Annotated in this window: 13 protein-coding genes; 7 read left to right on the top strand and 6 right to left on the bottom strand. The window is 26.8% G+C overall.

Annotation, left to right across the window (positions count from 1 at the left end):
* The first annotated feature begins 30 nt into the window (after positions 1–30).
* The 4 genes from JV175_RS03020 (at position 31) to tpx (ending at position 3,184) form a co-directional block, all read left to right on the top strand.
* Positions 31–228: a hypothetical protein gene (locus JV175_RS03020; RefSeq protein ID WP_205499500.1), complete on the top strand. Its 198-nt coding sequence runs from the start codon at positions 31–33 to the stop codon at positions 226–228.
* On the top strand, positions 224–724 hold the full coding sequence (locus JV175_RS04490) for a GA module-containing protein (protein WP_205499589.1): 501 nt from the start codon (positions 224–226) through the stop codon (positions 722–724). Before JV175_RS03020 ends, JV175_RS04490 begins: the two co-directional genes overlap by 5 nt.
* Positions 702–2,606, top strand: coding sequence for a hypothetical protein (locus tag JV175_RS03010; protein ID WP_205499498.1), 1,905 nt, complete (start codon positions 702–704; stop codon positions 2,604–2,606). The genes JV175_RS04490 and JV175_RS03010 overlap by 23 nt, the downstream gene beginning before the upstream one ends.
* 95 nt (positions 2,607–2,701) lie before the next feature.
* Positions 2,702–3,184, top strand: a complete 483-nt coding sequence (gene tpx / locus JV175_RS03005; RefSeq protein ID WP_205499496.1) for a thiol peroxidase — start codon at positions 2,702–2,704, stop codon at positions 3,182–3,184.
* Between the two features lie 64 nt (positions 3,185–3,248).
* Here the strand turns inward: tpx and JV175_RS03000 are convergent, their stop codons facing one another.
* From JV175_RS03000 to dnaA, 6 genes are all read right to left on the bottom strand, one after another.
* On the bottom strand, positions 3,249–4,418 hold the full coding sequence (locus JV175_RS03000; protein WP_205499494.1) for an ABC transporter permease subunit: 1,170 nt from the start codon (positions 4,416–4,418) through the stop codon (positions 3,249–3,251).
* On the bottom strand, positions 4,411–5,355 hold the full coding sequence (locus tag JV175_RS02995) for an ABC transporter permease subunit (protein WP_205499492.1): 945 nt from the start codon (positions 5,353–5,355) through the stop codon (positions 4,411–4,413). Before JV175_RS02995 ends, JV175_RS03000 begins: the two co-directional genes overlap by 8 nt.
* Before the next feature lie 99 nt (positions 5,356–5,454).
* On the bottom strand, positions 5,455–5,742 hold the full coding sequence (locus tag JV175_RS02990) for an Imm15 family immunity protein (protein WP_205499490.1): 288 nt from the start codon (positions 5,740–5,742) through the stop codon (positions 5,455–5,457).
* A gap of 54 nt (positions 5,743–5,796) precedes the next feature.
* Positions 5,797–6,018 (bottom strand): RNA-binding S4 domain-containing protein, encoded by a 222-nt coding sequence (locus tag JV175_RS03950; RefSeq protein ID WP_205499488.1) that lies wholly within the window; start codon positions 6,016–6,018, stop codon positions 5,797–5,799.
* Positions 6,018–7,151 (bottom strand): DNA polymerase III subunit beta family protein, encoded by a 1,134-nt coding sequence (locus tag JV175_RS02980; protein WP_205499486.1) that lies wholly within the window; start codon positions 7,149–7,151, stop codon positions 6,018–6,020. Before JV175_RS02980 ends, JV175_RS03950 begins: the two co-directional genes overlap by 1 nt.
* Before the next feature lie 9 nt (positions 7,152–7,160).
* Complete coding sequence (dnaA, locus tag JV175_RS02975) at positions 7,161–8,549, bottom strand: chromosomal replication initiator protein DnaA (protein ID WP_205499484.1); 1,389 nt, start codon at positions 8,547–8,549, stop codon at positions 7,161–7,163.
* A gap of 303 nt (positions 8,550–8,852) precedes the next feature.
* Here dnaA and rpmH point away from each other — a divergent pair, with 303 nt between their 5' ends.
* Genes rpmH through yidC form a run of 3 tightly spaced genes read left to right on the top strand, consistent with a single transcriptional unit; the run spans position 8,853 to position 11,271 of the window.
* Entirely contained in the window at positions 8,853–8,999 is a 147-nt protein-coding gene (gene rpmH / locus JV175_RS02970; RefSeq protein WP_205499482.1) for a 50S ribosomal protein L34, read from the top strand.
* A 12-nt stretch (positions 9,000–9,011) separates the two neighbouring features.
* Positions 9,012–9,344, top strand: a complete 333-nt coding sequence (gene rnpA / locus JV175_RS02965; protein WP_205499474.1) for a ribonuclease P protein component — start codon at positions 9,012–9,014, stop codon at positions 9,342–9,344.
* Positions 9,328–11,271 (top strand): membrane protein insertase YidC, encoded by a 1,944-nt coding sequence (yidC, locus tag JV175_RS04430; RefSeq protein ID WP_205499472.1) that lies wholly within the window; start codon positions 9,328–9,330, stop codon positions 11,269–11,271. Before rnpA ends, yidC begins: the two co-directional genes overlap by 17 nt.
* The last annotated feature ends 229 nt before the right edge of the window (positions 11,272–11,500 follow it).

The raw sequence follows: 11,500 nt of genomic DNA, 5'->3' as shown, positions 1-11,500 counted from the left end.
TAAGTTTTTTTAAGGGAAGGATATAGTAAAATGACTAAAAATAAAATACGTAAATCAGTTTTATCGTTCATTTCTGTATTGGCAATAGTGCCATTTTTTGCAGCTCAATGTAATCAACCAAAAACTGAAGAAAATACACTTGAAAATAAAAAAGAAGAAGTAATTACACAATTAAATTCGCAAAGCTTTGCAAAATTAAGTCAAGAACAAAAAAAATGACTTTATTAATCAAATTCGAAACGCTAAATCAAAAGAATCTATCGATAGCATTTTAAATGCAGCAAATCAAGCTATCAACGCCATTAATGCTGTTATTGCACAAAAAGAAAATGCATTACAAAAAATTAACGCTTTAGAAAATTTAACAGCAGAACAAAAAGAAACATACAAACAATTACTTAACACAACAAAAGATTTACAAGGAATTAATTCTCTTGTTGAAAAAGCAAAACAAGATGATTCAAAGGCTTTAGCTGATAAAAAAGCAGCATCAGAAAAAGAAGCTGAGCAAAAAGAAAAACAACAAAAAATCAGTCAATTAGATAAAGTTGTTACACTTTTAAAAACTAAAATTTCTAAAATTAAAACACAAAACAAAAATGAAATCACTCAAGGTGTTTTTCTAAGTCACCAATTAGCTAATACTTTGATAAGCACTTATGAAAATTCAAATAAAACCAGTTTAACACAAAATCAAATTGATGAATTCGGACACAAAATTTAACGCTGTTGATACAACAATTGATAAGGCTTTAGTTGAAACTTCAAAAATGATTGTTTTAAAAGAACAAGTTAAAGCATTGATAGTAAATCAAATAAAAAATAATAATAAAAAATTAAATGCTTTAGAAAACGATGCACCTGAAAGTGTCAAAGCTTTAAAAGAATTAAATAATGACTCAATTAACATTCTTGCAGAAGATTACATTGAAAACATTGTAATAAAATTACAATCTAAATATTTAGAGCTTCAAAATATCATCGTTACATTAGAACAAGATAAAAAAATTGATTTAATAACTAAAATTGAACAAATTAACAACTTGTTAATTGAACTAAAATCAAACTATAAAAAAGTTGAATCAAAAAATAAATACGAAAGAGATAACTACAATGAAAGTATTTTAAATTCAATTGTTTTAGATGCTAGCACCTTAAACACCGTTGAAGAATTAGAACAAAAATACGAAAAACAATTAGAATCGCTTTTTGATTTAGATTCAGAATTGAAAAAATTGTTTATTGAAAATATTAAACAACAAAAACAACAATCAGAAGAAATGCTTCAACAAATTTCTGATGTAAATAATGAATCAATAAATAAATTAAAGACAAGTCAACAGTCTCTTGTAGATATGGCTGTAGATTTAGAAAACAAACCATTTAAACAATTGAATTCTTTACTTCTTTCATTTAGAAGTGGATACTCAAGACTAAACAGAACTTTAAATGTTTTCTTCTTATCACACATGAAAGATATTCAACAAAAAGTAGAAAATTTAATTAAAAAACAAGGTAACGATACTTCTGCTGAATGAAATAACCTAAAATCACAACTTGAAACTTTAAGCAAAGAAACTAAAAAATTAAATGATTGAAAAACAATTAAACCACAAGAACAACAATTCATCGAAAGATACAATTCGCTTGAACAACAAGTAAAACAATATAACATTGAAAAAACTAAAAAAGAAATTCTTGATGGCTACTCAAAACCTAATTCAACAATGAATGTAGAAATGCCAGAAGAAGAAATTCAAAAACTTAAAGTTTCTGGTGAAGATAAAGCTGAAATTGAAAAGTCAATGAATTTAATTGCTGAAGCCAAAGCAATAAAAGAAGAAATTCAAAACAAAGTACAATCGGGTGAAATGACTTACGAAGAAGCTAAAACAAAAAATGCAGAAATAACCAAAAAATTAGCTGAAGCAAGAAATATTATTTCAAATCTTCTTGTTGAAAAAATTAAAAATGCTAAAAGTTTATTCCTTGATTTAAACTTATACACAGCTTTAGCTCAAGATAAAATTTGAGCTAAACCAGAGTGAAACGATATTAATGAACAAAACTATAAAATTCAAAACTTTATCAATCAAGCTCAAATTCTAATTAATGATCCTAATTCAGTACTTTACTCAAGCAAAAATAATCAAGATTCAATGATTAAGAAAATTGAAAATATAACAACTCAAATTGACAGAATTAAAGAATCAATTGTCAATGCAGACAACGCACAAGCACAAGACAGAGGTAAAACCATTAAAGTTGAACAATCAATTACAAGAAATGCTTCAATAATTTATGCAATTTGAATGGAAAAACGTATTACAAAATATCCTAGCCTTGCAGGACATGAAGAATTAGAACAATTAAAGGTTAAAGTAGAAGAACAGTTTAACGAATTTAAAAAATTGTCTAAAGGATGAAACAGCCATGCACAAAGAAAATCTTCAGCAAAACTTGCTAAACTATATGATGAGTTTTACAACAAAACTGTTGAAGCTGGAATTCCTATTGAAAGTAAATTCCAAACACCAAGATATGTTGTAAGTTATATGGCTATAAGAGAAAGACAATTTGAAGTTCTAAAGAACACTTGAAATTAATATTTAAAAAACACTGAAAAAATAAAAATCAGTGTTTTTTTAATAAAAAAGATAATTTTTGTTTATTATTTAATAATAAAAAACAAAGGAGAAAAATGAAAGTAAATTTTAAGGGAAATCCCGTTACTCTTTTAGGTAATGAACTAAAAAAAGGTGATCTTTTTCCAAACTTCAAAGCAGTTAATTTAGACTTAAGTGACTTTGAATTAGATAACGTGAAAGGTAAAAAACTTGTCTTTTCAATTCCTTCAATCGACACTGGTGTTTGTGAAATGGAAACTACAAGATTCATGAACGAATTTAAAAACAAAGACTATCCTGTAATTGTTATTTCTTATGACTTGCCATTCGCTTTTGGACGTTGATGCCAAGCAAAAAATAATCAAAAAGTTGTAACATTGAGCGAATTTAAATACAATGATTTTGGATTAAAAACAGGAACCAAAATTGAAGAACTTGGTTTATTAACAAGAGCAGTTTTTGTTCTTGATGAAAATAATAAAATTGAACATGTTGAATATTGTCAAGAAGTTGCATCAGAACCAAATTATGAAGAAGTTTTAAAACACTTTAATTAATATAAGCAGGGAATTATCCTGCTTTTTTATACTCCTTTAATAAAAAAAGCAGACATGTTCCGCTTTAATTAATAATGTTTTGTTTTTGATATGTTGAAGCAAAAGCATTGCTTAAATATTTAAAACCGAAGCTAATAATTGAAATGTTAATAATTAAAAGCACTAAATATAAATTATTTATTGAAATCATTTGGATACTTTCTTTTATTAAATTACTCAACAAGTCAGAATTAGAATTTTTAACAAAATCTAGAAATGCAAGTGATGAAATAATTAAAATGTAGCTACTGAATTTTTCAATTGTTTCAATAAAAATTCTTGGCAATGATATTTTAAATAAGTCACTGTAAATAATCTGAAATTTATTTTTACCAATTGATAATAAGACTAAAAATAAATCTGAATTTTTCAATTGTTGTGTCATTCTTTGAACTAAATTAAAGAACGGTACTCAACCTATTAAACAAAAAGCAATAAACACCGCTACTCATGAAGTATTTCAAAATCCACAAATTATAAAAATTCAGATAATTTCTGGTATTGAATTAATTAAAGAAGCTAGCGAATTTATGACAAAACTTGCTCCTTTGGTTTTATACATTTGAGTAATTGAACCTAGTAAAAATCCACTAAAAATATTTATCATCAACGCCAATAAAACGAATATCACTGTCTTTATTGTGGAACTTCAGATTCTTGTTCATATGTCAACTCCATTTTGATTTGTACCCAAAATAAAGTGAGTGTTTATATTGAAAGCTTCGCTAGCATTCAGTTGAATAGCTTTCAGTAAATCATATGCATTATAGGTTAATGTTACTATATCGGTATTAACAGTTTTAAGAGCTGAATCAATCTGCTTTGAAGAATCTTTTAAAATTACAAACACAGGTTGTTGTCCAAGTTCCGAAGCTCTTAAAAGTTCTTTGTTAGCGATTTCATAAATGAAGTTTAGCTGCGAACCGCGTGAAAAGTTTCTTGTTATTATTCCGAAATTATAAGGTGGTAGATCATTTAATAAAAATGTGTTTTCATTAACAGGTTTTGTTGGCGAAAAACTTGAAAATACACTAAAAATAATAGCTAAAACAATGAAAAGCAAAAGTAAAATGGCTACAAGAATATTAACTTTTTTACTTGAAAAGTCTTTTCAAAATCTCTTTAAAGAAGATGTTTTATTACTAATGATGTTGCTATTTATTTTTTTGTTTTTTGAAAATTTAAAACTATTCATGTCACATCACCTTCTTTCTGAAGATTAGATGTGTGTTTTTATTTTGTTCCTTATTTGGTTCGATTCAATTGCAAATGATGCTAAAAATAATATTTAATCCAAAAATAATTAATAAACTAAATGTTACATAAAACATTAACATGTCATTTTCTGCATTATTGTATGCAAAAGAAATATATTCACTCTGACCAGGTATTGAAAAGATTCTTTCAACAACAATCGAAATCGTCATTAATAAAACAAAAAATGGTACTAATCACTTAATGTTTTCTAAAAATAAGTTTTTGAAAACATTTTTTAGGAATAATTCTTTTTTTGACATTCCAAGTGTTTTAGATAATAAAAATCAATCATTAGCTTTTACTTCTTGGGTTATTTTTGTAGTTTTAAAAAATACAAATCCAAATGTCGCAAAAAAGAAAACAAATACTGGAACAATTAATGAAAGGGCTTGATTATTTGCAATATTTAAATATTGACTTGGATAACCTATAGAGGATGAAAATATTAATAAAACAATTAATAAAATTATTAAAGGTACTGAACTTATGAAAATAACCAGTAAAAAGATGATTCTTTGAAAAAGTTTTCTATTACTTTCAGTATAAATTACTGAAAGCACACTTCCAAAAACTAAAGAAAATAAATATGTGATCGTACTAATTCCGAAAGTTAAACCAAAATAATTGAAGAAAAGTGAAGGAATAGATTTGTGAACGCTTAATAAGTTTTCGTTATATATTTGACCAAAAGAACCATTAAAAATATCCCTAATATAGTGTCCGAATCTCAAAAAAAGGTTTGAGTCAATTTTACTGCTAACAATAACATTGTTTTCAATCTGTTTGTTTAATAAAAAATTAAGCAAAAAGTAAACAAGTACAAAACTTGTAAAAAATAAAAATATATTAATAATGATATTTTTTGCCAATTTCATATTCTCCTTAATTTAAAAATTATATTAAAAATAAACCGGTTTGTGTTTTATAGACTAAAAAAACAAAAAATAAAATTCCCAAAAGGGAATTTTTAAAAATTATTTTTTTGTTTTTTGAATAAAAACGTGTTCATTGTTTAGGGTTTCAACCAATACTTCTTTGTAGCTTTTTTTGAATAAAATGGCTATTGAAATAACTCCATATAAAATCGCTCCTAAAATGAAAGCAAGTCCAACTCAAATTAAATATTGTTTTGTTTCAACTTGATTTGCATCCCTTATCTCTGTTCCCAATACCATTAAAACAATTCCTATAATTAATAAAATAATAAAAATAATTGTCGATATTAATTTAAATGTTTTTAAGTTTGAGTGTTGTTTTGACATAATACACCTTTCAAAGATTAATATAATAAAATTTTAAACCATTAACAAAAATTTTTATTCTTGTTCTTGCTTTTGAACAATTTTATAGATTCTGTCATCAATTCAAAGAATGTCGCCTGGTTTAACCTTTTGGTTACGACTAAAAGCTTTTTCACCGTTAATTGTTACTTCGTGAACTTCAATAAAATATTTAGCTCTTCCCCCTGTTTCAATTACGTGCATTTTTTTTAAAAGTTGTGATAGTTTAATACTTTCACCAATTATTTCTACTAACATTAATCAACGTGCCCTTTCTGTGGTGTTAATACTTGAACGTTATTTTTGTAATTTGGAGAAATTACGACAATTCTACGGTTATTGTCCGCGAATAAAATGTTTAATTCGCCGTCAAAAACATTAATTGCATCAGTTAAATAACGGTTAACAATAAACATATCTAATTTTTCTTCATTATAAGTAAATTCATTTGTTGTTGCTTCAGCTCTACCAACTTCAGTTTCTTTTGTCGCTAAAGTTAAAATACCATCTTTAATTGTCAATCTTATTCTGTTACTTCTATCAGCGTGAAAGACCTTAGTTTTATTTAATAAATTAGCAAGTACTCTTTTTTCAATTACTAGTACACTGTCAAAAGATTTTGGAATAACTTTTGAAGTGTCTTTATAATCCATTTTATAAATTAAAGAATAGATTACTGAATCGTCTCAAACGATACTGATTCTTGAATCATTAACAACGAAATCAACATCACCTTTAATGTCAAAACTTAAAAGTTCTTTGAGGTTTTTAGGACTGATTAAGAATGAAAATTCTGCATCTGATTCAATATCTAATGTTTCAGTAGCTAGACGATATGAGTTTGTTGCGATAGCAGTCATTTTTCCATTTTGCGCTTTTATATTAATTAAACGAAAAGCAAGTTCGTTTGTTTCGTTGTGGACGTCTGCAGCAAATGCAACATTATTATAAATTGTTTTTAAATTATTGATGTTTAAATTAATTTTGTCTCCTAATAATCTAAAGTCTAAAGTACCAAAACTTTCATCCATTAAATTCATTTCAAATTTATCTTGATCATTTTTAATAATTAACAGAGTTCCCTTTTTAATTAATTCAATTGGTCCATTCATACTTTTGATAATATTTCTGAATAAAGGCAAGGGTATTAATGCAAAACCCCCAACCAAAATTTGGCAACTTTCTGAATCAAAATTTTCTAAATCTTTTCCGCTTGAAATTAATGTATGTTGAATGCTTAATCTTTCGTTGGAAAGAGTAAAAATTATTTTTGAATCTGTTGCTTCAACGTACAATCCTTTGTATTGTGGTTGATAAGGATTTGGTTCATAAATTCTTGATACACGATCAATAACTTTATCCAATTGGAATTTTGAAACTTTAATATGCATTATTTCTCCTTAGTTAATTTTCTTAATATTTTCTTTAATTTTTGTAATAGCCATCTTAATTGATGTATTAATTTTTATTTCTTTATCTATTTCTTCAACGCTGTTAATTATGTTACTGTGACTTTGACCACCAAATTTCTTTCCTATGGCTGCATAAGACATATCAAAGGAATTTCTAATGATTCAAATTGCTATTCTTCGCGCGACAACAATTTCTTTAGAACGGTTTTTACCAATAATATCTTTTCTATCTACTTTGTAATATTTGCAAACGGAGTCAATTACCTTATCTGGTGAAATTGTTTCTGCAATCTGTTCACTGGCATTAAAAATAAATTTTAAATAGCTTAAATCAAACCTAAAATCTTTGTCGTTTATTCTAAATAAATTAATCTTGTTTACTGCCCCTTCAATTGAACGAATTGAATTAGAAAAGTTTCTTGCTAAAAATTTATAACTTTCTTCATCAAATACATTCGGATCCATTCCTGCAGCTAAAATCTTAAATTTAAAAATTTTAATAATATCTTCAGTCTGAGGTTGAGTAATGGCAAATGTTATTCCGCCTGAAAATCTTGTAATAAATCTTTCTTCAAATCCACCCAATTCTTCAGGTGTTTTGTCGGCACAAATAATAATTTGTTTTTTATTAGAAATATGATTATTAATAATGTTAAATAACACATTTAATGTTGACTCACGACTTCTAAATTGTTGTACATCATCAAACATTAAACAGTCATATTTTGAACATTTATCAATAATTTCATTGATTCCATCTTGATTTTTATTTTGTAAATGAACAACTAAATCTCTTGTAAAAAAATCAGGGTTTATATAGAAGCAGCTTTGTCCTTTTTTGATTAATTCATTTCCGATCGCATGAAGTAAATGAGTTTTTCCAAATCCAGAAGGTGCATGAATAAATAATGGTGAAAATATTGCTTGACTAGTATTGTTATTAATAACAGACATCGCTCCTAACATTGCGTTTTTATTAAATTCACCAGTTGTATATTTGTCTAGTGTTAATGAAGAGTTAATGTTAGAAACAATTTCTTTAGTTTGCTTCTTGGGTTGAATTTTTTCAATAAAAGGTTTGACATCAGGACTAGTTTGAAAAATTACTTGAACTGGTTTTTGAGCAATTTCAGCCAAAACCCTACGAATATATGATTTATTTTCAGGTTTTTCTAATTCTTCAAGTTCTTTATCAGTTGTCAATAAACAGTAAGTATCTTCGACAATTTCAATAATTTGCAGATTACGAAGAAAACTATTGTATAAAAATGCGTTTTCTTCACTAAAACCTGAATTGGCAAATTCTTTTTGCATCAACTTTGTCTGATTTTCAAGATCAATTTTTTTATTAATTTTTTGGGATGTTTCTGAACTCATGAATAAATTATATTTAAATATTTTTTTATTAAGAATTATTAAGAAAAAAAGAACAATAAATGTTGGAATTATTTACATTTTATTGACATTTTTTAAACAGAAAAAATACTCATTATAAGTACTTTTTTAAGTTATAGACAATTATCGAATGTAAATAACTTGTCTATAACTCATTATTTATAATAATGCTATAAAACATTTTTATATAAATTTGGTGTTTGTTTTGGTAAAATATTATTGCATATTTTTAATTAAATCAGCTTGAACAATTTATTTAAAAATGTATCTTAAAAAGGAGCAATAATGAAAAGAACATATCAACCTAAAAAACGTAAACACGTTAAAGTTCACGGATTCCGTGCTCGTATGCAAACAAAAAACGGTAGAAAAGTTTTAGCAGCTAGAAGAGCAAAAGGAAGACACAAATTAACTGTATCAGACGAAAAATAATCCAATTTAACAATGAATAAAAAAAATGTTGTTAAGAAAAACTGAGAATTCCAAAATATTATTAGCCATCGGAAACAGTTCGTTTCTAAGTATGTAATCATCTATTACGAACCTCACGATAGCTTTCAAGTTGGAATCTCAATTCCAAAAGCCTTTGCAAATGCTTGTACAAGAAATAAATTTAAAAACCAAATTCGTCACATTATCAGAAAAAATGATTTTTTAGATATTAAGGCAAGAACAATCATTATTGTTCGCAAGGATTTCTTTTTAATTGATTTTGCAAAGAAAGAATTGGAAATAAAAAAACTTTATGAAAGGATTCGTAATGTCTTACAAAAATAGATCAAAACATTACGACTTTTTCAGCCCACAAAACAAAAATGACCAAACCCCAACTAAATCTTGAAAACAAAAACTAAAAAAATTCTGAAAATGATTAAAAATTGCAATTATTGTTTTTGTTATCGGAACAGGATTGGTAGGTTGTGTTCAGTCATTTTCTTTACGTTCACCAGTTACAATTGGTACTGGTTTTGAAATGTATGGTTCAAAAGACAAAGTGTCACCACAAGTTAGTGTTTTAAAATACAACAATGTAAAAAATACTTTTGAATTAGTAAACAATTCTGATTTCGCAAAAATTAACCCATACGTTTGAAAAGAATCACCAGAAGAACTGAATGAAATTAGAAATCAAGTTGATAAAAACGGTGGAAATTATGAACAATACCGTTCACAAACTCTTGGTTTCCAATTAGTAAACAACGAAAAACAAACTATTAATGGTGTTGTATATCACAAAGACAACAATTACCTATTAATGGCAAAAGGTGATAAAAACGGAGAAGGTGCTGTCAAAAGTTACGAAAATGTAAATAAATGAACAAACATTTACTATCCAACTATACTTTACAAAACAGAAAAAGTTACTGTTGAAGATGAAAATACATCAGGGGAAAATAAAGAAATCACAGTAAATAAAAATGTTGGTATTTCAAATATTATTTACAACGTTCTTCCCGACTATGTTTCTCAAGCTGGAAATTTAAGTCTTAAATTCGCTCGTGACTTCTATCAAGCTTTAGCTGAAGAAGGAGCTACACAATTTAAACTAACAACAGGAAAAGAAGTTGTTAATAAAAATTCTGAAAACAAAACTTACTGAGACTATATTACTCAAAACTCAACAGTTTCTAGTGGAAGTGATTTAGATATTCTTAATGGATTTATTCTAAATCTTAAAAACCTTGAAAATCAAAAACTTGATGCTAACCTAATTTCTGTTATTGAAAAAATTTCTTTAATTAAAGCAGAAGAACGCCAATATTACGGAAATATATTAACTGGATTTTATTTAGTAACAAATCAAAAAGATGCCAATAATGCAAACGTTATTGAATTCTCAAATGTATCAACATATAATGAATCAGTTAACGTTGCTAATGCAATGGCAAATTACTATCAAGAAGCTCACCGTCCTATTTCAACATGAGCTGAATTCTGAGAATTCGGACCATTCTATGGTTTATTCGTATGACCAATTTACAAAATTTTAATTGGGTTAATGATTGCAATGAATTCACTAGGTGGCTGAGCTTTCATTATCGCAATTATTATTACAATTATCATTACTCGTCTAATAACAATTCTTCTTTCTTATAAAAGTTTATTTGCGTCAGCAAAACAACAAGAACTTAACTCTAAGAAAGCGAAAATTGAAGCTAAATACGCACCTTATAAAGGTGATAAACAAATGGAACAAAGAAAAAGAGCAGAAATTCAAGAAATGTACAAGAAAAATCACGCTAACCCTTATACAGCGATGTTAAGTACATTAATTACTCTGCCTATCTTACTTGTTATGTTTAGGGTTATTCAAGCTTCTCCTGACATTAAATCAACATTCTTCTTAGGTTTAGATATGTCTGCAACTTCATGAAGAAACTTAGTCTATGGAAAAGAATGAGGATATCTACCGGTTATTCTAATTTCTTTAGTTGTACAATTATTCTCACAACTGCTTCCAAGAATTTTAAATAGAAAGAAAGATAAGTTAAGAACAAACGTGTATGAACGTGAAGCATTCAAAAAATCAAATAGAATGCAAAATATTATGATGGTTGTTTTCGTTGGATTCGGAGTTATATTCCAAGCTGGTCTTCAAATCTATTGAATTTTCACAGGAATATGACAAATTTGTCAAACCCTTGCTATTTGAAAAATTGAAAGAACCGATTTCTACAAGAAAAAAATTCTTCCAAAATTATAATAATCAACTCGCTGTATTGCGAGTTTTTTATTATCCCTTGCAATAAAAAAAATGCACTTGTGCGCATCTAAATAAACATTTTTTCAAGTAAAGCTTTTTTGATTGCTTCTTGCTTTTGTTGTTTTAATTCATAGAGTTGAATCAGTCTGTCTAGTTTTTGGAATAATGAACCAATTTTTCGTTGCTCTGTTATATTTGGAAAACTTATCATAAATTTTTCTATTAAGTC

The sequence above is a fragment of the [Mycoplasma] gypis genome (assembly GCF_016924775.1).
GTDB classification, from domain to species: domain Bacteria; phylum Bacillota_I; class Bacilli_A; order Mycoplasmatales; family Metamycoplasmataceae; genus Metamycoplasma; species Metamycoplasma gypis.
Note: the sequence above shows the minus strand (reverse complement) of the source record. Positions and strands in the feature narration are given on the sequence as shown.